Here is an 18,696-nt window from a genome sequence, read left to right as displayed (position 1 = left end):
TCAGATCGTCCCTTCCGGCAGCCGGCGCAGATAGGCCGTGCGCCGCTCGGCCAGCTCGGTCTTGCGCTGCTGCTCGCTCACCCGCGGCAGGTGCGGCACCTCGGTGTCGAGCCGGTCCAGCTTGACCACCCGTCCGCGCGCCCCGAGGTTTTCGCGGGGACCGCTGGCGCCGAACTCGGCCATGCGCAGGGTCAAGATGGCCTCCCGCAGCCCGTCGGAGTCGATCCAGTTCGCCACGCCGGGATCGACGGGCGAGATCACGTAGGTGTACGAGCCGTCCTCGTTGGCGACCGACTGCGCCTTGTTCAGGCTGCCGGTGCGATCGACGAGATCGAGGGTGGTGCCCCAGATGTTGCTCAGCGGCACCGTGAAGTATTCGGCGCCACCGTCATTCAGGTCGACGACGAACGCCTCGTCGGGGGCGAGGTCGAACCGGCCCATCACGTAGACCTGATTGCGCATCGCGCCCACCTTGTCCGCCGACCAGGCCAGGTCGAAGTGGTTGGCCGGCATCTTGTAGACGCCGTGGCTGAGCTTGCCGGTGAAGTTGGCGAAGTAGTCCATCATGGCCGCGGTGGCCTCGGCCTGCTCGTCGAGCGTACGCGCCGCCGCCGCCGGTGGGCCGCCGAGTCGTTGCACCTCAATGTGATTGGCGTCGTCGCGGCCCCAGTCCAGCAGCACGTCGCGGATGTAGAACTCGTGAGCCTGCGCTGCGGTCTGCACGTGGTTCGGCCGGCCGTTGGCCGGGTCGGCGTCCACGGTGATGGTGTAGCTGCCGTCGGAGTCGACCGCCATGGTGCGGCCGTTGAGCACGGCGACGGTGCCCATGTGGGCGTCCCACAGCGTGAAGTAGTTCTCGGTCATCCGGTGCTCGCCGACCCGGCCGTGGATCTCGTAGCGCTCGTCGCCCGAGATCGGGATCACCCGGTACACGCTGTCGGGATTGTCGATGCCCCACCGTGATCCGGGGATGCGGCGGCCATTCACCGGGTGTGCGAGCCTGGTGATGCAGCTGACCTTGGGGCGCAGCTTGTCCTGGTTGGACGACCACATCGCCGCCGAGAACATCACCTCGGCGAACGCGTCGTCGAACCGTTCGCGCATCGCGTCGGACGCCTTGGCGCGACCGAGCCAGGTCTCGGCGACAGAGCGATAGGCGGCCTTGACTTCTGCGTGCTCGATCAGGTCCAGCGCCGCGAGCTCCTGTTCGTGCTGGGACGCCGTCGCGACCGGGTCATCAGGCATGTGCTGTTCCTCCGATGTGCTGTCCAAAACGCTTGTTGTACAGGGTGAATCGCTCGTCGATCTGCTCGGGACGCAGGCCGTGGTTCTCCAGGCCGTAGGGCGGCCGGGGCACTTCCCGGGGACGGTGCGCCAGCCAGCGCCGCATCGCATCCTCGGCGGCGGCGGTCAGCGGCACGCCGACGGCGTCGTACACGCGGGCCACCTGCCCGATCGGATCGGCCACCGCGTCGCCGAAACCGATGTCGGTGACCACGGCACCCCCATCGGACCACCCGTCGCGGATCGTCATCGCCCGATCGTTGGTCCAGCCCATCCGTTGCAGCCATTGCGCACCGACCCGGTGCGTGTCGACGGTGTCGGCATGCATCGCATGCAGGGTCGCGTTCAGGCTGGCCCCCGAGGCGATCGTGGTGCGCGGGTCGCGATGCATGTGCACGATGTGCAGATCGGGGAACTGCACACGCAGCAGATCCAAATACCCAAGGTGCGCAGGCGATTTCAGCACCCATCGGTGCGCGTGCCGACCCCGTTGCCGCTTCTGCCACTGCAGGAACTGCAGCATGCGGTGCAGGTAACCGTAGGCGGGGGAGAAGTTCTGCTCATCGAGCCAGGCCCGGTAGTGCGGCAGGTCCGCGCCCGACTCGGGGACGTGGGACAGGAACGCGTCGGCCAGAAACACGATCTCCTCCTCGGCCTCCCTGGCGTACATGGGGTGGATGGAGAACAATTCGGGCGCCAGTTCGCGGGACTTCGCTTCGCGCGCTTCGCTGATCGCGATGCGCGGATCGGGGGCCCCGCTGAATCGATGGTCGAGCCGCGGCGCGACCTCGACCACCTCCCACCCGTATGCGCAGACGAAGCGCCGGTCGGCGGCCAGCAGCCGCTGCAGCAGGGTGGTCCCGCTGCGCATCATCCCGACGACGACGATCGGCGCGGCCACCCGCTCGTCGAGGATCTCGGGGTGGCGGCGGATCCACTCCTGCGCGCGCAGCCGCATGCGCAGGCTGTGCACCAGGCCCGACCGCAGGACGTGCACGCCGATGGCGTTGAGGTCGGCGCGCGCATAGTCGGCCAGCAGCACCGCCAGCGGGCCCGCGAATTCGCCCGAGCCCCAGTCGGTGAGCCCTTCCTTGCGCTGGGCGTCGGCCAGCACGGTGGCCGGGCCGAACGGGCCGTCGAGCACGCCGGCGGATGGCACTGGTCAGAACTTCAGATGCCGGCTGACGTCGCCGACCTGGTCGACGAACATGGTGCGGCTGTCGAAGCACCAGGCGCCGTCGACCCGGTGGAAGGTGTCCTTGTAATGCCCGGTGATGATGACCTGCAGCGGCAGCTCGTCGGTGGCCTGCGTGACGCAGTAGTAGGACGTGCTCTTTGCGGTTCCGGCCGCATCGTCGATGTACAGCTGCACGTTGGTGGTGTTGTGTTTGGTCTTCGGGGTGCCGTCGTCATATATCCGCGTGGCCATGTCGTACATCTCCCGCACCCGGGCGGATCCGGCGAACACCGTCTCGGGCGGGCCGTCCTGGATCCCGCAGATGCGCCCGTGGCGGAAGAGCCGGGCCACCCCGTCCAGGTCGCCGCCGTCGAGGAGCTGCGCATAGGTGTAGATGAGGTTGGTGATCTCGGTGGCGCTGTCACTCATGCAAACCCGCCTCGGGAGTCTTCCGCTCTGGTCCGCGAACAATGTTCGCAGAACCGGTCCGACTTACATAGAACTGACCATTACTCTGGATCGCCGTGACCTTACCGTGGACGCCGAGCAGGCTCGGCAACCTCACCGGCAAACGCGTGATCGTGACCGGGGCGACCAACGGCGTCGGGCTCGGCACCGCGCGTGCACTCGCCAAAGCCGGTGCGCACGTGATTTTGGCGGTCCGCAACACCGAACTCGGCGAGCGACGGGCCGCGGAGATGTCCGCGCTGAGCGGCACGACCACTGTGGCCAAGCTCGATCTCGCCGACCTCTCGTCGGTGCGGGCCTTCGCGGGGCTGATCGACGAGCCGGTGGACATCCTGATCAACAACGCCGGTGCCCTGACGGACCGGCGCACCGAGACCGTCGACGGCTTCGAGATGACGCTGGGCACCAACCTGCTCGGACCGTTCGCCCTGACCAATCTGCTTCTGCCCCAAGTGCGTTCGCAGATCATCAATGTCGGCTCCGACGCGCACCGCTCGGCGACGCTGCAGCTCGACGATCCGCACCTGCGCCAGCACAAGTGGACCAGGCTGGGGGCGTACGCGCAGTCCAAGCTCGCCGTCATGCTGTGGGGGCTCGAGCTGGACCGCAGGCTGCGCGCAGCCGGGTCGCCGATCGTCAGCCAGCTCACCCACCCCGGCTGGGTGGCCTCGAACCTGTCCAACCTGGGCGAATCGGCGCTGATGTCGCTGGCGCACAAGGGCGTCAAGGCGGTGGCCGACCGGTTGGCCAACGACATCGACGAAGGCGCGGCGCCCACGCTCTACTGCATCAGCGAGCCGATTCCACCGGGCAGCTACGTCGGGGTCAGCGGTAGGTTCGGGCTGCGCGGCGGCCCGGTGCTGATCGGCCGCACCCAGCTGGCCTGCGATTACGACACGGCCGCGCAACTGGTGGCCTTCGCCGAGCACGAGACGGGCACAACGCTGGAGGTGCCGTGATGGGCGAATTCGACGGCACCGTTGCCGTGATCACCGGCGCCGCGCGCGGTCAGGGCCGCAGCCACGCCGTCGCGCTGGCCGAGCAGGGCGCCGACATCATCGCCGTCGACATCTGCGCCGACCTCGAGGCGATCCCGTATGCCCTGGCGACCGAATCCGACCTCGGCGAGACAGTCCGACTGGTCCGGGCGGCCGGGCGCACGGCGGTTCCGGTGATCGCCGACGTCCGCGACCTCAAGGGACTGCAGGCAGGGGTCCAGTCCGGCGTCGACGAACTCGGCGACGTCGACGTCCTCGTCGCCAACGCAGGAGTGGTGGCCATCGGGGTCGCCGACGCCGACTCCGAACCGGTATTCGACACGATCGTCGACACCAACCTCAAGGGGGTGTGGCACACGCTGCTGGCCGCCGTTCCCTCGATCGTGCGTAAGGGCCGCGGCGGCTCGGTGGTGCTGGTCAGTTCGTCGCAGGGGCTGACCGGGCGCGGCGGCGACGGCAGCGCCGCGATGTTCGCGTACGCCGCATCCAAACACGGGGTGGTGGGGCTGATGCGATCGGCGGCCAATGCCTATGCGCCACACAAGATCCGGGTCAACTCGGTGCACCCGAGCGGTGTCGCGACGCCGATGATCCTCAACGACTTCGTGGTGCACCGGATGCTGGAAAACCCCAACCCGCCGCTGACCCGGACGCTGCTACCCGACGTGGCGCTGCTCGAGGCGCAAGACGTCACCGAGGCGGTGCTGTGGCTCGCAGGCCCGCGCTCGCGCTACATCACCGGCGCGGCGATTCCGGTGGACGCCGGCCACGTCGTGATGTGACGACGGTTGTCGCTGCCCGATCGTGGCGACCCGCTGCGCCCGGCGATCGCCCCTAGCCGCGGACGACCTTGCCGGCCTTGATGCAGGACGTGCAGACGTTCAGCCGCTGCTTGTTGCCGCCCGGACGGGTGGCGGCGTGCACGGTCTGGACGTTGGGGTTCCACCGGCGGCTGGTGCGGCGGTGGGAGTGCGACACCGACTTACCGAAGCCGGGGCCTTTCCCGCAGATGTCGCACACAGCGGCCATGGTTCAGACTCCTCAAATCTCGGGGGCCCGGCACGGACGGAAATCGTGGAAACGAGCCGGGACGGCCCGGGTTCGCCCGGGCCTGACCAGAATACCGACTGTCGCGGCAAGCGCCAAAACGGTCACCACCGCTGTCGCCCCTTCTGGCTAGGCTCAATGGGCCGGATCCGCCCGCCGGTGGGCGGGTGTCGACCGGCAGCCGTCGTGCGTGTGGTCAGGCTACGCTGGCGCGCACCGCGGGACCGGCGCAAAGGAGGTGGTCACTCTGGGCACTGCTGGTTCGTCGCAGGATCGTCTCCTGGACGCGATCACCCTGCGCGACTGGGCGCACACCGCCGTCAGCGACCTGATCACGCACATCGACGAGATCAACCGCCTCAACGTCTTCCCCGTCGCCGACTCCGACACCGGCGCGAACATGCTGTTCACCATGCGCTCAGCCCTGGCCGAGGCCGACACGAGCGCCGGCGCCGAGGGTGCCTCGGCGTGTGTCGCGCGGGCCGCGGCGGCGCTGTCGGGCGGCGCGCTGAACGGCGCGCGCGGCAACTCCGGGGTGATCCTGTCGCAGATCCTGCGCGGGGTCGCCGACGCCACCGCGGCTGCCGCCGCCGACTCGGGCGGTGAGCTGCGCCACATCGACGCGGTGGTGCTGGCCGCCGCGCTGCGGCGCGGCGTGGAGCTGGTGATCAGTTCGATGGGCGGCGAGGAGATCCCCGGGACCATCGTCTCGGTGCTGCGGGCCGCCGCGAACGCCGTGGCGCAGTGCGCCGGAGCCGCGGACGGGCTGGGGACAGCCGTCATCGCCGCGGGCGACGCGGCGGTGGTCGCGCTGGAGAAAACCCCCGAACAGCTCGACGTGCTGGCCGACGCCGGCGCCGTGGATGCGGGCGGGCGTGGCTTGCTGGTGCTGCTGGACGCGTTGCGGTCCACGATCACCGGGCAAGCACCGGCCCGCACCGTGTACGAGCTGTCGCCGCGGGCGCAGCCGGAGGCGCCCACGCAGCGGCCGGCGCCCCAGTTCGAGGTCATGTACCGGCTGGACGACTGCGAACCCGCAGCGGCGGACGGGCTGCGCGACCGGCTGGGGGAGCTGGGCGACTCGGTGGGCATCGCGTCCGCGCCGTCGTCGGCGCAGCGCACCTACTCGGTCCACGTGCACACCGACGACGCCGGCGCCGCCGTGGAAGCCGGGCTGGCGGCCGGCCGGCTGAGCCGCATCGTCATCTCGGCGCTGAGCTCGGGCGCCGGCGGGCTGCCCGCCGGCGGCTGGACGCGGGAACGGGCGGTGCTGGCGGTGGTCGACGGCGACGGCGCCGACGAGCTGTTCGCCGGCGAGGGCGCCTGCGTGCTGCAGCGCGACCCGGCCGCGCACGATCCCGTCACCAACATCAGCGCGCACCAGCTGATGCGGGCCGTCATCGACACCGGCGCCGCCCAGGTCATGGTGTTGCCCAACGGCTATGTGGCCGCCGAGGAGCTGGTGGCCGGCTGCACCGCGGCCATCGGCTGGGGGATCGACGTGGTGCCGATCCCGACCGGGTCGATGGTGCAGGGCATGGCCGCGCTGGCCGTGCACGAACCCGGCCGGCAGGCCGTGGACGACGGCTACACCATGGCCCGCGCCGCCGCTGCGGCGCGGCACGGCTCGGTGCGCATCGCCACCGAGAGCGCATTGACGTGGGCGGGCCGCTGCCGCCCCGGCGACGGCCTGGGCATCGCCGGCGATGAGGTGCTGATCGTGGCCGCCGACGCGGTCGGGGCGGCGATCGGTCTGCTCGATCTCCTGCTGGCCTCCGGCGGCGACCTGGTGACCGTGCTGCTGGGCGCGGACATCGACACCGACGACCCGGACGCCGATGCCGGCGCCGTCGGCGACATCCTGGAAGAACACATGCACGACCACCACCCCGGGACCGAACTGGTGACCTACCGCACCGGCCACCGCGGGGACGTGCTGCTGATCGGGGTCGAGTAGCGATGGCGTCGCTGCGCGACCGGCTGGACTACGTTCTCGGCGGAAAGGCCCCGCAACTCTTCGACGAGGTGTTCGGCATCCGGACCGTCGACGATCTGTTGCGCCACTACCCACGCAGCTACACCGAGGGCGCCAGCCGTTGGGACGCGCACGACGAACGCCCGCCCGCCGGCGAGCACGTCACCATCGTCGACACGATCACCGAAACCGCGACGTTCCCGATGAAAAAGACACCGAAAAAGGTGTGCCACCGCATCACCCTCGGCTCCGGCCGCAACAAGGTGACCGCGACGTTCTTCAACGCGAATTTCCTGAAAAAGGATCTCACCGAGGGCACCAAGGTGATGCTGTCCGGCGAGGTCGGATACTTCAAAAACGTGATGCAGCTGACGCATCCGGCTTTTCTCCTGCTCGATCGGCAGGACGGCAGGAATCGGGGCACCCCATCGCTCAAGAGCATCGCCGACGCCTCGCACGCCACCAGCGGCGAAGCGATCGCGGACGCGTATCAGCGCCATTTCTTCCCGATCTATGCTGCCAGCGCCAAGTTGCAGAGCTGGAACATCTTCGGCTCCGTGCGCCAGGTGCTCGACGTGCTCGACCCGGTGCCCGATCCGCTGCCCGCGGACCTGCGCGCGAAACTCGGCCTGGTCGACGAGGACCGGGCGCTGCGCGACATCCATCTCGCCGAGAGCGAGGCGCGGCGGCAGCGCGCGCGGGAGCGCCTGACTTTCGACGAGGCCGTAGGCCTGCAGTGGGCGCTGGTGGCCCGTCGCCACGGCGAGCTGTCGGAGTCCGGGCCGCCCGCGCCGCCCCGGTCGGACGGCCTGGCCGTGGAACTGTTGGGGCGCTTACCCTTTGAGCTGACGGCGGGACAGCGTGAGGTGCTCGCCGTGCTGTCGGACGGGCTGGCGGCGACCCGCCCGCTGAATCGCCTGCTGCAGGGCGAAGTGGGCTCGGGTAAGACGATCGTCTCGGTGCTGGCCATGCTGCAGATGGTCGACGCAGGCTATCAGTGCGCGTTGCTGGCGCCGACGGAAGTACTTGCCGCGCAACATCTCCGGTCGATTCGCGACGTGCTCGGCCCGCTGGCGATGGCGGGGCAGCTGGGCGGCGCCGACAGTGACGGCGGCGCGGCCACCCGGCTGGCTCTGCTGACCGGGTCGATGACGGCCGCCCAGAAGAAACAGATCCGCGCCGAGATAGCCGGCGGCGAGGCTGGCATCGTCGTCGGCACCCACGCGCTGCTGCAGGACGCGGTGGAATTCGACAACCTGGGCATGGTGGTGGTCGACGAACAGCACCGCTTCGGTGTCGAGCAGCGAGATCAGTTGCGGGTCAAGGCCCGTCCCGGGGTGACGCCGCACCTGCTGGTGATGACGGCCACGCCGATACCGCGCACCGTCGCGCTCACCGTGTACGGGGATCTGGAGACCTCGACGCTGCGCGAACTTCCGCGCGGCCGCCGGCCGATCACCAGCAACGTCATCTTCGTCAAGGACAAGCCGGCGTGGCTGGACCGGGCGTGGCGGCGCATCACCGAGGAGGTCGCGGCCGGCCGCCAGGCCTACGTGGTGGCGCCGCGCATCGACGAGAGCGACGACCCGGGCGATCAGGAGCCCAACGCGAAGGCGCCGGAGACCGCCGAGGGCCTCTACGCGCGGCTGCGCTCGGGTGAGCTGGCGAGTGTGCGCCTGGGGCTGATGCACGGTCGGCTCCCGGCCGAGGAGAAGGACGCCGTGATGGAGGCGTTTCGGGCCGGCGAGGTCGATGTGCTGGTGTGCACCACCGTCATCGAGGTGGGGGTCGACGTGCCCAACGCGACCATCATGCTGGTGATGGACGCCGACCGGTTCGGGATCAGCCAGCTGCATCAGCTGCGTGGCCGGATCGGCCGCGGCCGCCATCCCAGCCTGTGTCTGTTCGCCACCTGGTCCGCGCCGCATTCGTCGGCCGGCAAGCGGCTGCGCGCGGTCGCCGAGACGCTGGACGGCTTCGTCCTGGCCGACCTCGACCTCAAGGAACGCCGCGAAGGAGATGTGTTGGGCCGCAACCAGTCCGGTAAATCGATCACGCTTCGGCTGCTGTCCCTGGCCGACCATCAGGAGTTCATCGAGGCCGCCCGGGACTTCTGCGTGACGACCTACGCCGACAACCCCTCGAACCCCGAATTGGGCGTGCTGGCCGCACGATTCACCGACACCGACCGCATCGAGTACCTGGACAAGTCATGAACGTCGGCGACGATGCAGAGTGCAGGGATGGACAGGGGTGGCGCAGGTGAACCGCAAGGTATTGCTGTGGCTGGCCGCGGTGGCGGCGCTGGCGCTGCTAGTGGCCTACCAGACGGTGGGGTCCTCGACCGCCAGACATGCCACCGAATACGCCGCGCGCGCCGACGTTCCGACGGTGCAGCCGGGCACCGACGTACTCGCGGGCGTCGGCGTCGTGCCCCTGCGCCTGCATCGGTACGACTACCTGCGCTCGGCGTTCGGCGACGCGTGGGACGACGACAACGATGCGCCGATGGGGCACAACGGATGTGACACCCGCGACGATATCCTCAATCGCGACCTCGTCGACAAGACCTACGTCTGGGTCAAGCGGTGCCCGGACGCCGTGGCCACCGGCACGCTGCATGATCCGTACACCAACAAGGCCATCGCGTTCCGGCGCGGTCCCAAGGTCGGCGAGGCGGTCCAGATCGACCACATCGTCCCGCTCGCCTACGCGTGGGACATGGGCGCCTCCGGCTGGCCCACCCCCGAGCGGCGGCGCTTCGCCAACGATCCGGCCAATCTGCTGGCGGTCGACGGGCAGGCCAATCAGGACAAGGGCGATTCGCCGCCGGGGCTGTGGATGCCGCCGAACGCGGCGTTCGCATGCCAGTACGCCATGCAGTTCATCGCGGTGCTACGCGGCTACGCGCTGCCGGTGGACGCGGCGTCGAGCGGCGTGCTGCGCCAGGCCGCGACGACCTGCCCGGCGGGGTAACGGGTTACGAGCCCTCGTAGGTCTCCGGGTCCGGGCGCAGCCGGGTGCCGTCGTTGAGCGCGTTGATCGCATCCATGTGCTCGTTGGCCAACTCGAAGTCGAACACGTCCAGGTTGGACGCGATGTGCTCGGCGTTGGCCGACCGGAAGACGACCGCGTTGCCCAGCTGCAGGTTCCACCGCAGCAACACCTGCGAGGCGGTCTTGCCGTATTCGCCGGCGACCGACTGCACCGTCTGGTCGTCGATCAGCTTGCCCAGCGCCAGCGGCGTGTAGGACTGGGTGACCACGTTGTGCTCGGCGTTGGCCGCGCGCAGCGCCTCCTGGTTGAGCAGCGGGTGCAACTCGATCTGGTTGACCGCCGGGGTGACGAAGGTCAGGTCGATGACCGTCGTCAGGAAGTCCTCGGTGAAGTTGGAGACACCGATCGAGCGGGCATGGCCGTTTCCGCGGGACTGGATCAGGCCGCCGAAGGAGTTCACGTAGCTGCCCAGCGATGGCGCCGGCCAGTGGATCAGGTAGAGGTCGACGTAGTCCAGGCCGAGGCGCTCCAGGCTGGCGCTGCAGGCGTCCATCGCCTTATTGAAACCCTGGTCGGGCGTGGCCAGCTTGGTGGTGATGAACAGCTCGGCGCGGGGAATCCCGGAGGCGGCGATGGCCCGCCCGACGGCGGCCTCATTCCCGTAGACCGCGGCGGTGTCGATGAGCCGGCAGCCGATTTCCAGTGCGGCCGACACCGCGCGTTCGGTTTCGTCATCCGACAAATCCGCGACGCCGAGCCCGAGAGCCGGCATCGTGTTTTCGTCGTTGAGAGCGATTGAGGGTAAGGCGGAGCCCGACTCGCCGGCCAATTCATTCACCTGCCTGTGAAATTGAAGGTTCGAGACTGTGTGCCGATCCGGGTCCCGTCATCAGGCGAGCGGTCAAGCGCCGTGTTCGAGACGCTCAGTTCGATATCGACGCACGTCGAAGTTGCTCGCAATCCGATGAAGGTTCACCGAGTCGGGGACCACGATATTACCGAGTCAGCAAATCGAACGTAATCAACACCTGGGCGGGTGTCTATGCGCGCTGTCGGCGCCGGGTGCGCCCCCCGTACAGTTTGTTGCGCGGCACACCGGTACGCCCTGGGTTTGGTTGCCGTCGGCGCCGGCAAAACTTTCGTCGTCGTGTTGTGAAGGGGGTTGAGCAATGACCAGGCCGCTGTCCGGCGCACCGGACCTCGAGCTGGGAGCCGACCGCGCCCCGGTGCCGCTGACCAGCCGCATCCAGGGCGCCGTCACCGGCGTCGGGGCCAAGGTCATTCCGTGGATCCCCACCGCCATCCGACGGGGACTGGTCCGCGGCCGCTCGGTCATCATCGACGGCAGCACGTTGGATCCGACCCTGCAGCTGATGCTCTCGGGCCTGCGCGCCGTCGGCATCGACGGGCTGGTCATCGACGACGACCCGCAGACATCGCGCGCCCATATGCGCGAGTCGATTGTCGGGCTGCCCGGTCCGCAGATTCACGTCGACGTCGACGAGCTGGCGCTGCCCGGCCCGGCCGGCGACATCCCGGCCCGGCACTACCGCCCGGCCTGCGGTGAGGCCGCGCCGCTGCTGGTCTACTACCACGGCGGCGGCTGGTCGATCGGCGACCTGGACACCTACGACGCCCTGTGCCGGCTGACCTGCCGTGACGCCGGCATCCACGTGCTGTCGATCGGCTACCGGCTGGCCCCCGAGCACCCGGCGCCGGCCGCCATCGAGGACGCCTACGCGGCCTTCACCTGGGCCTACGAACACGCCGGTGAGCTGGGCGCGGCGCCGGGGCGCGTCGCGGTCGGCGGCGATAGCGCCGGCGGCAATCTCGCCGCCGTGGTCAGCCAGATAGCGCGCGACGAGGGCGCCCCGGCGCCGGTGCTGCAATGGCTGCTCTACCCGCGGACCGACTTCACCGCGAAGAATCGGTCGCTGACCCTGTTCTCGCGGGGCTTCGTGCTGACCAAGCGGGACATGGACTGGTTCGAATCGCAGTACCTGCGGCGCTCGCAGCTCGACCGCACCGATCCACGGGTTTCGCCGGCGCTGGCCGAATCGCTGGCCGGGCTGGCTCCCGCGCTGATCGCGGTCGCCGGCTTCGACCCGCTGCGCGACGAGGGCGAGAGCTACGCCGAGGCGCTGCGGGCCGCGGGGGTCGCGGTGGACCTGCGGTACCTGGGTTCGCTGACCCACGGGTTCGCCAATCTGTTCCAGCTGGGCGGCGACAGCATGGTGGCGACCAGCGAGCTGATTTCGGCCCTGCGCGCACACCTGAGCCGGGTCTGATTCCCACGGCGCGCTGCGCCGGTAATCTAGAGGCCGCTCTGTCCGATCGCTTGCCCGCAACGGGCAAACCGACAACTCGTACGGAAAGATCAGGGAACCTGTGACCGACAAACCCAAACGTCCCCCGCAATTCGACATGAAGGCGGCCTCTGGCGGTAAGTCGGGCCGGCTCATCCAGATCGGCGGCACCGCATTCGTGGTGATCTTCGCGGTCGCCCTCGTCTTCTACATCGTGACCTCGCACCACAAGAAGACCGGTGCCACCGGCGCAGGCGATGCGGTGCGGGTGACGTCGAGCAAGCTGGTCACCCAGCCCGGCAGCAGCAACCCCAAGGCCGTTGTGACGTTCTACGAGGACTTCCTGTGCCCGGCCTGCGGCAACTTCGAGCGCACCTTCGGCCCGACGGTGTCGCGGCTCATCGACCTCGGCGCCATCGCGGCTGACTACTCCATGGTGTCGATCCTGGACAGCTCGCGGAACCAGAACTATTCGTCGCGGGCGGCCGCCGCCGCGCTGTGCGTCAACGACGAGTCCCCGGACGCGTTCCGGCGCTTCCACTCCGCGCTGTTCAGCACCGACATTCAGCCCAGCGAGACCGGCAAGTCCTTCCCGGACAACGCGCGGCTGATCGAGCTCGCCCGCGAGGCGGGCGCCGCGGGCAAGGTGCCGGACTGCATCAACAGCGGCAAGTACCTGTCCAAGGTCACCGGCGAGGCCGCGGCCGCGCACATCACCGCGACGCCGACCATCAAGATCAACGGCGACGACTACGACCCGTCGACGCCCGATGCGCTGGTCACCAAGATCAAAGAGATCGTGGGCAACATCCCCGGCATCGACGGCGCGGTGGCGCCCGCCTCCATGTGACCGGCGCGGTGTCGACGGCAGCCGCCGATCACGCCGGTGACCTGACGCCCGATCCGGCTCCGGCGCTCAGCGCCTGGTGGGTGCTGATCGCCGGCGTGGTCGGCCTGCTCGCGTCGATGACGCTGACGGTCGAAAAGATCGACATTTTGATCAACCCGTCGTACGTGCCGTCGTGCAACATCAACCCGATTCTGTCCTGCGGCTCGGTGATGGTCACGCCGCAGGCGTCGCTGCTGGGCTTCCCCAACCCGCTGCTGGGGCTGGTGGGCTTTACCGTCGTGGTCGTCAGCGGTCTGCTGGCGCTGGCGAAAGTGTTTCTGCCGCAATGGTATTGGGTGGGGTTGACGGCCGGTCTGGTGGTCGGCGCGGTGTTCGTGCACTGGCTGATCTTCCAGAGCCTGTACCGCATCGGGGCGTTGTGCCCGTACTGCATGGTGGTGTGGGTGGTCACCATGTCGCTGCTGGTGGTGGTCGCCTCGATCGCGGCCCGGCCGTCTCTGCAGCGCGGCGGGTCTGGCGTCGGGTTGATGCTGTACCACTGGCGTTGGTCGATCGCCGCGCTGTGGTTCACCGCGGTGTTCCTCCTGATCATGGTGCGGTTTTGGGACTACTGGTCCACGCTGCTGTAGGTGTGGGCGCGTGACCCGGATCATCGGCGGCGCCGCCGGGGGCCGCCGCATCTCCGTCCCGCCGCGCGGCACCAGACCCACCACCGACCGGGTGCGCGAGTCGCTGTTCAACATCCTGACCGCGCGGCGCGACCTGACCGGCCTTGCGGTGCTCGACCTCTATGCCGGTTCTGGCGCACTGGGATTGGAGGCGCTGTCGCGCGGGGCCGCCTCCGCACTGTTCGTCGAGTCGGACCAGCGCAGCGCGTCGGTCATCGCGCGCAACATCGCGGCCGTCGGACTGCCCGGCGCGACGGTGCGGCGCGGCCCGGTGGCGGCCGTGCTCGCGGCGGCGGGGGCGGCATCACCCGTCGACCTGGTGCTGGCCGACCCGCCCTACGAGGTCGAGGCCGACGAGGTGCACGCCGTGCTGACCGCGCTGCAGGCGCACGGCTGGGTACGCGAGGCAACGGTCGCGGTGGTCGAGCGCGCGGCCGGTAGCGCGCCGCTGATCTGGCCGGCCGGTTGGTCGGTGTGGCCGCATCGGGTGTACGGCGACACCCGTTTGGAGTTGGCGGAGTGGCTCTGAGCCACCGTGTACCGTCAGGGATGTGCGCGCCGCCCCTCCGCATCGCATCGCCCTGCGTCGTCGACGGCGCGGTCCGTGAGCGGCGCGGTATGCCCGGGGTCTTTCGATCCGGTGACGTTGGGCCACATCGACGTATTCGAGCGCGCCGCGGCCCAATTCGATGAGGTCGTCGTCGCGATCCTGACCAACCCCGCCAAGAAGGGCATGTTCGACCTCGACGAGCGGATCGCGATGATCAACGAGTCGACGACACATCTGCCGAACTTGCGGGTGGAGGCCGGAGAGGGCCTGGTGGTCGACTTCGTCAGGTCGCGCGGGATGACCGCGATAGTGAAGGGCCTGCGCACCGGCACCGACTTCGAATACGAGCTCCAGATGGCGCAGATGAACAAGCACGTCGCCGGCGTCGACACCTTTTTTGTGGCGACGACACCGCGGTATTCGTTCGTGTCGTCGTCACTGGCCAAGGAAGTCGCGATGCTCGGCGGTGACGTGTCAGAGCTGTTGCCAGAGCCGGTGAATCGCCGGATCCGACAGAAGCTTGCCGCACGGTCTTGAACCGCAACGGTTCTGGTGACTACTCGTCATCCACGCCGTCGTCTTCGTCGTCATCATCGCCGTCGTCGCGTAGCGGTCTCGCCTCGGCGATCGCGTGGGACAGCTTGCCGCCCAACTCCTCTGGGGTTGCCTGGCGGTCCACTTCGCCGGCCATGCCCCAGACTGGCCACGGCCAGTGGCGCAAGTCATTTGTCGGCGACAGAGCGCGCCGGGCGTCAGCTCCCGTGGTGCGGTGGCGCGTCGGGGGACCCGCCCATCATGCGCACCATCGGCATGCCGCCGGAGGTGACGAACCTCAAGACCAATGCCGCCGCGATGATCAGGAAGGCGATGTTGAGCCAGGTGGTGTAGTTCCACGAGATCGTCGCCGCCATCACCGCGGCGTTGCGCTGTTTCGGGATGAGATCGGCTGTGCCGAACAGAAATTCAATCACGTATCCGGCGGCGGCCATGGCGGCGTAGAACGTGCCGAGCAGCGTCAGCATCATCCTCGTGCCGTAGTACTTTCGGTAGATGTTGAGGATCGGGAGGATCAACAGGTCGGCGTAGATGAACGCGACGACGCCGCCGAAGCTGATGCCTCCGTTCCACAGCACCGCGGCCAGCGGGACATTGCCGATCGAGCAGACGAACGACACGATCGCCACGAGGGGACCCACGAGCGGTCCCCAGATCGCCGACAGGCCCGGGTGATCGCTCAAAAAGAATACCTGCCAGAACTTTTCGGGCACCCAGGCCGCGACGGCGCCCGCGATCAGCAGACCCAGGACGAGGTCGCGCAGGATCGCCAACCACTCCATCACGAACACGTGCGAGACGGAGGTGAGGCCCGCGGGGGAGAACAGCCGCCGCCAGAACGAGCCTTCGCCCTGGACCGACATGTCCATGGCGGCGTGGCCTTCCATCGAGCCGGCGACGCCGCGCTCGGCCTGCTCGCGGGCGGCGTCGACGAGTCGCGACCGCACGAACAGCCGGAACAGCACCGCCAGCGCCGCGATCATCACCGGACCGCCGACGAATTCGGCGGCGGTGAACTGCCAGCCCATCAATAGCGCCAGGATGATGCCCAGCTCTACCACCAGGTTGGTGGAGCCGATCTCGAATGCCATCGCGGCGGTGAAGTTCGCGCCTTTGCGGAACAGCGATCGCGCCAGCGCCACCGCGGCGTACGAGCACGACGACGACGCCGCTCCCAGCCCGGCCGCGACCGCCAGGGTCCGCGGCCGATCGTCACCCAGCAGGGCGACGATCGTCGAGCGTCGCACGACGGCCTGCACCACGGCCGACAGGGCGAAGCCCAGGATCAGCGCCCACAGAATTTCCCACGTCATCGACCCCGCGACCGTTGCGGCGTGCCCGAGCGCCGATAACACCCTCATCCAGAACCTCCCGGCAAACCACTCGCGTAGCCGTTGCAAACCCACCGCGGACTATACCCCTTGGGGGTATAAGCGCGAGGGGCGCAGGGCGTGGGATCCGAGGCCGTGCGGCGTCGTGGCGGCCGCGTCGGCCAATGCGGTTCTGCATCGCGGCAGTCAGCAACCTAGAATCGCTGGCACATAGCCGGGCGGTTCCGGGCGCCGCGCCGGGGGCTTCGAGGTGATCCGGACGGGCAAAAACCCGACACACCGGCGTCGCCACCGCTGTCACAGGGGTATCACCAGGCACACTGGTAACAACATTGCAGACGCCAGGAGGGTATGGCCGTGTATCGAGTCTTTGAGGCGCTGGACGAACTCAGCGCCATCGTGGAGGAAGCCCGTGGCGTCCCGATGACGGCCGGCTGCGTGGTGCCCCGTGGCGACGTGCTGGAGCTCATCGACGACATCAAGGACGCGATCCCGGGCGAACTGGACGACGCCCAGGACGTCCTGGACGCGCGCGACTCCATGTTGCAGGACGCCAAGACGCACTCCGAGTCCATGGTGTCCTCGGCGACCACCGAGTCGGAGTCGATGCTCAACCACTCGCGCGCGGAGGCCGATCGGCTGCTGTCCGACGCCAAGGCGCAGGCCGACCGGATGGTGAGCGAAGCCCGCCAGCACAGCGAGCGGATGGTCGGCGAGGCCCGCGAAGAGTCGGTGCGCATCGCCACCGCGGCCAAGCGCGAGTACGAGGCCAGCGTCGGGCGCGCCCAGGCCGAAGCCGACCGGCTGCTGGAAAACGGCAACATCTCCTACGAGAAGGCCGTGCAAGAGGGCATCAAGGAGCAGCAGCGCCTCGTCTCGCAGAACAGCGTGGTGGAGGCGGCCAAGGCCGAGGCCACCCGGCTCATCGACTCCGCGCACGCCGAGGCCGACCGGCTGCGCGGCGAGTGCGACATCTACGTCGACACCAAGCTCGCCGAGTTCGAGGAATTCCTCAACAACACGCTGCGGTCGGTGGGCCGCGGCCGTCACCAATTGCGGACGGCCGCCGGAACCCACGACTACGCGGTGCGCTAGGCGCTCGCGGCCAGGCGCCGGGCGGGCGCGGCCTGGAATTATCCGGTCCGCGCCGTAGGATTTCCCGTATGACGCGCCGGCACAGCACACCATCGGCCCGTGGCGCGGCGTCACGTTCGGCCTCCCCGATGGCGTTCGACATCACCCGGCTGGGGCGCCGCCCCGGGGCGATGGTGACGTGGCAGAAAACCGTGCCCAGCCCGTTGCGCATCGGGCTGGACATGATCGCGATCGAGGCGGGCACCCCACTCGAGCTGGACTTACAGATTCAGTCGGTGTCCGAGGGCGTACTGGTCACCGGGACGGTCAGCGCGCCCACCGCAGGCGAGTGTTCCCGTTGCCTGACCAGGCTGGGCGGACAGGTCGACGTGCGGCTCACCGAGCTCTTCGCCTACCCGAACAGCGCCACGGAGGCGACCACCGAGGAAGACGAGGTGGGCCACATCGTCGACGACATCATCGACCTCGAACAGTCCATCGTCGACGCCGTGGGGCTCGAGCTGCCGTTCTCGCCCGTGTGCACGCCGGACTGCCCGGGGCTGTGCCCCGAATGCGGTGTTGCGCTGGCCGCCGAGCCGGGCCATCAGCACGATCGCGTCGATCCGCGGTGGGCCAAGCTGGCGGGCATGTTCGACGAGTCGCGGGGCGAGCGGTGACTCCGCGCCAAGAGCTGCTGGACGCCCTCGGGGTTGAGCTGTCGGCGGACCTTTTGTGCCTCGCGCTGACGCATCGCAGCTACGCCTACGAAAACGGCGGGCTGCCGACCAACGAACGCCTGGAATTCCTCGGCGACGCGGTGCTGGGCCTGACCATCACCGACGAGCTGTATCACCGCCATCCCGATCGCACCGAGGGCGACCTGGCCAAACTGCGGGCCAGCGTGGTCAACACGCAGGCGCTGGCCGACGTCGCGCGCAAGCTGTGCGACGGGGGCCTGGGCGTGCATCTGCTGCTGGGGCGCGGGGAGGCCAACACCGGCGGCGCCGACAAGTCGAGCATCCTGGCCGACGGCATGGAGTCGCTGCTGGGCGCGATCTACCTCGAGCACGGCATCGACACCGCGCGCGAGGTGATTCTGCGGTTGTTCGGCCCGCTGCTGGATGCCGCGCCCACGCTGGGGGCCGGGCTGGACTGGAAGACCAGCCTGCAGGAACTCACCGCGGCCCGCGGCATGGGCGCGCCGTCCTACCTCGTCACGTCCACCGGGCCCGACCACGACAAGGAATTCACCGCGGTGGTCGTGGTCGCGGAGACCGAGTACGGCACCGGTGTCGGCCGCTCCAAGAAGGAGGCCGAGCAGAAGGCCGCGGCGGCGACCTGGAAAACGCTGGAAGCGCTGGACACCGCCGTCCCCGGTACCGGCTGAGCGTGAAACGGTGATGACCCGCTGCGCCC

The 18,696-nt window shown here is 69.0% G+C and carries 20 protein-coding genes; 13 read left to right on the top strand and 7 right to left on the bottom strand.

Features of this window, described 5'->3' with window-relative positions; translation table 11 throughout:
* The 3 genes from OQ789_RS07015 to OQ789_RS07005 are packed head-to-tail and all read right to left on the bottom strand — an operon-like array spanning position 1 to position 2,890.
* Positions 1–1,245 carry a hypothetical protein gene (locus OQ789_RS07015; RefSeq protein WP_324684479.1) on the bottom strand — a complete coding sequence of 415 codons (1,245 nt, stop codon included), beginning with the start codon at positions 1,243–1,245 and terminating at the stop codon, positions 1–3.
* Positions 1,238–2,443, bottom strand: a complete 1,206-nt coding sequence (locus tag OQ789_RS07010; protein WP_324684478.1) for a sulfotransferase — start codon at positions 2,441–2,443, stop codon at positions 1,238–1,240. The genes OQ789_RS07015 and OQ789_RS07010 overlap by 8 nt, the downstream gene beginning before the upstream one ends.
* A 3-nt stretch (positions 2,444–2,446) precedes the next feature.
* The gene (locus tag OQ789_RS07005; RefSeq protein ID WP_324684476.1) at positions 2,447–2,890 is read right to left on the bottom strand and encodes a nuclear transport factor 2 family protein; all 444 of its coding nucleotides are present in this window, start codon (positions 2,888–2,890) and stop codon (positions 2,447–2,449) included.
* Positions 2,891–2,985: 95 nt separating this feature from the next.
* On the opposite strand from OQ789_RS07005, the gene OQ789_RS07000 reads away from it, so the two are divergent.
* Both OQ789_RS07000 and OQ789_RS06995 read left to right on the top strand, forming a co-directional pair.
* Positions 2,986–3,888, top strand: a complete 903-nt coding sequence (locus OQ789_RS07000; RefSeq protein ID WP_324684475.1) for an SDR family NAD(P)-dependent oxidoreductase — start codon at positions 2,986–2,988, stop codon at positions 3,886–3,888.
* Complete coding sequence (locus OQ789_RS06995; protein WP_324684473.1) at positions 3,888–4,709, top strand: mycofactocin-coupled SDR family oxidoreductase; 822 nt, start codon at positions 3,888–3,890, stop codon at positions 4,707–4,709. Before OQ789_RS07000 ends, OQ789_RS06995 begins: the two co-directional genes overlap by 1 nt.
* Positions 4,710–4,761: 52 nt before the next feature.
* On the opposite strand, the gene rpmB is transcribed toward OQ789_RS06995, so the two are convergent.
* Positions 4,762–4,956 (bottom strand): 50S ribosomal protein L28, encoded by a 195-nt coding sequence (gene rpmB, locus OQ789_RS06990; RefSeq protein WP_324684471.1) that lies wholly within the window; start codon positions 4,954–4,956, stop codon positions 4,762–4,764.
* A 265-nt stretch (positions 4,957–5,221) separates the two neighbouring features.
* Between rpmB and OQ789_RS06985 the strand changes: the two genes are divergently transcribed.
* From OQ789_RS06985 to OQ789_RS06975, 3 genes are read left to right on the top strand one after another with little or no spacing between them, the layout of a single operon-like run.
* Positions 5,222–6,931 carry a DAK2 domain-containing protein gene (locus tag OQ789_RS06985; RefSeq protein ID WP_324684679.1) on the top strand — a complete coding sequence of 570 codons (1,710 nt, stop codon included), beginning with the start codon at positions 5,222–5,224 and terminating at the stop codon, positions 6,929–6,931.
* A 2-nt stretch (positions 6,932–6,933) separates the two neighbouring features.
* Positions 6,934–9,165 carry an ATP-dependent DNA helicase RecG gene (gene recG / locus OQ789_RS06980; RefSeq protein ID WP_324684469.1) on the top strand — a complete coding sequence of 744 codons (2,232 nt, stop codon included), beginning with the start codon at positions 6,934–6,936 and terminating at the stop codon, positions 9,163–9,165.
* Positions 9,166–9,211: 46 nt separating this feature from the next.
* The gene (locus tag OQ789_RS06975; RefSeq protein ID WP_324684677.1) at positions 9,212–9,925 is read left to right on the top strand and encodes an HNH endonuclease family protein; all 714 of its coding nucleotides are present in this window, start codon (positions 9,212–9,214) and stop codon (positions 9,923–9,925) included.
* Positions 9,926–9,929: 4 nt separating this feature from the next.
* On the opposite strand, the gene OQ789_RS06970 is transcribed toward OQ789_RS06975, so the two are convergent.
* The gene (locus OQ789_RS06970; protein ID WP_324684675.1) at positions 9,930–10,775 is read right to left on the bottom strand and encodes an aldo/keto reductase; all 846 of its coding nucleotides are present in this window, start codon (positions 10,773–10,775) and stop codon (positions 9,930–9,932) included.
* 340 nt (positions 10,776–11,115) lie between these two features.
* On the opposite strand from OQ789_RS06970, the gene OQ789_RS06965 reads away from it, so the two are divergent.
* The 5 genes from OQ789_RS06965 to coaD all read left to right on the top strand — a co-directional run bounded on the left by OQ789_RS06965 (position 11,116) and on the right by coaD (position 14,857).
* Entirely contained in the window at positions 11,116–12,234 is a 1,119-nt protein-coding gene (locus tag OQ789_RS06965; RefSeq protein WP_324684467.1) for an alpha/beta hydrolase, read from the top strand.
* Positions 12,235–12,334: 100 nt separating this feature from the next.
* Positions 12,335–13,102 carry a DsbA family protein gene (locus tag OQ789_RS06960; RefSeq protein ID WP_324684466.1) on the top strand — a complete coding sequence of 256 codons (768 nt, stop codon included), beginning with the start codon at positions 12,335–12,337 and terminating at the stop codon, positions 13,100–13,102.
* Positions 13,099–13,731: a vitamin K epoxide reductase family protein gene (locus OQ789_RS06955; protein ID WP_420716059.1), complete on the top strand. Its 633-nt coding sequence runs from the start codon at positions 13,099–13,101 to the stop codon at positions 13,729–13,731. Before OQ789_RS06960 ends, OQ789_RS06955 begins: the two co-directional genes overlap by 4 nt.
* A gap of 10 nt (positions 13,732–13,741) precedes the next feature.
* On the top strand, positions 13,742–14,299 hold the full coding sequence (rsmD, locus tag OQ789_RS06950; protein WP_324684464.1) for a 16S rRNA (guanine(966)-N(2))-methyltransferase RsmD: 558 nt from the start codon (positions 13,742–13,744) through the stop codon (positions 14,297–14,299).
* A gap of 75 nt (positions 14,300–14,374) precedes the next feature.
* Positions 14,375–14,857: a pantetheine-phosphate adenylyltransferase gene (gene coaD / locus OQ789_RS06945; RefSeq protein ID WP_324684462.1), complete on the top strand. Its 483-nt coding sequence runs from the start codon at positions 14,375–14,377 to the stop codon at positions 14,855–14,857.
* A gap of 19 nt (positions 14,858–14,876) precedes the next feature.
* Here the strand turns inward: coaD and OQ789_RS06940 are convergent, their stop codons facing one another.
* Both OQ789_RS06940 and OQ789_RS06935 read right to left on the bottom strand, forming a co-directional pair.
* Complete coding sequence (locus OQ789_RS06940) at positions 14,877–15,011, bottom strand: hypothetical protein (protein ID WP_324684461.1); 135 nt, start codon at positions 15,009–15,011, stop codon at positions 14,877–14,879.
* Between the two features lie 61 nt (positions 15,012–15,072).
* Positions 15,073–16,236, bottom strand: a complete 1,164-nt coding sequence (locus OQ789_RS06935; protein ID WP_324684460.1) for a permease — start codon at positions 16,234–16,236, stop codon at positions 15,073–15,075.
* Positions 16,237–16,563: 327 nt separating this feature from the next.
* Between OQ789_RS06935 and sepIVA the strand changes: the two genes are divergently transcribed.
* The 3 genes from sepIVA to rnc all read left to right on the top strand — a co-directional run bounded on the left by sepIVA (position 16,564) and on the right by rnc (position 18,667).
* Positions 16,564–17,301: a cell division protein SepIVA gene (gene sepIVA, locus OQ789_RS06930; protein ID WP_324684459.1), complete on the top strand. Its 738-nt coding sequence runs from the start codon at positions 16,564–16,566 to the stop codon at positions 17,299–17,301.
* 68 nt (positions 17,302–17,369) lie between these two features.
* Complete coding sequence (locus OQ789_RS06925; RefSeq protein WP_324684457.1) at positions 17,370–17,957, top strand: DUF177 domain-containing protein; 588 nt, start codon at positions 17,370–17,372, stop codon at positions 17,955–17,957.
* Entirely contained in the window at positions 17,954–18,667 is a 714-nt protein-coding gene (gene rnc / locus OQ789_RS06920) for a ribonuclease III (RefSeq protein WP_324684456.1), read from the top strand. Before OQ789_RS06925 ends, rnc begins: the two co-directional genes overlap by 4 nt.
* The last annotated feature ends 29 nt before the right edge of the window (positions 18,668–18,696 follow it).

Source organism: Mycobacterium sp. 94-17, assembly GCF_035617725.1.
In the GTDB taxonomy this organism is placed as follows: domain Bacteria; phylum Actinomycetota; class Actinomycetes; order Mycobacteriales; family Mycobacteriaceae; genus Mycobacterium.
Note: the sequence above shows the minus strand (reverse complement) of the source record. Positions and strands in the feature narration are given on the sequence as shown.

Excerpts from the sequence above, each read along its gene's own strand:
- OQ789_RS07015 (WP_324684479.1), bottom strand. The coding sequence starts at position 1,245 with ATGCCTGATGACCCGGTCGCGACGGCGTCCCAGCACGAACAGGAGCTC.
- OQ789_RS07005 (WP_324684476.1), bottom strand. The coding sequence starts at position 2,890 with ATGAGTGACAGCGCCACCGAGATCACCAACCTCATCTACACCTATGCG.
- OQ789_RS06995 (WP_324684473.1), top strand. The coding sequence starts at position 3,888 with ATGGGCGAATTCGACGGCACCGTTGCCGTGATCACCGGCGCCGCGCGC.
- rpmB (WP_324684471.1), bottom strand. The coding sequence starts at position 4,956 with ATGGCCGCTGTGTGCGACATCTGCGGGAAAGGCCCCGGCTTCGGTAAG.
- recG (WP_324684469.1), top strand. The coding sequence starts at position 6,934 with ATGGCGTCGCTGCGCGACCGGCTGGACTACGTTCTCGGCGGAAAGGCC.
- OQ789_RS06965 (WP_324684467.1), top strand. The coding sequence starts at position 11,116 with ATGACCAGGCCGCTGTCCGGCGCACCGGACCTCGAGCTGGGAGCCGAC.
- OQ789_RS06940 (WP_324684461.1), bottom strand. The coding sequence starts at position 15,011 with ATGGCCGGCGAAGTGGACCGCCAGGCAACCCCAGAGGAGTTGGGCGGC.
- OQ789_RS06935 (WP_324684460.1), bottom strand. The coding sequence starts at position 16,236 with ATGAGGGTGTTATCGGCGCTCGGGCACGCCGCAACGGTCGCGGGGTCG.
- OQ789_RS06925 (WP_324684457.1), top strand. The coding sequence starts at position 17,370 with ATGACGCGCCGGCACAGCACACCATCGGCCCGTGGCGCGGCGTCACGT.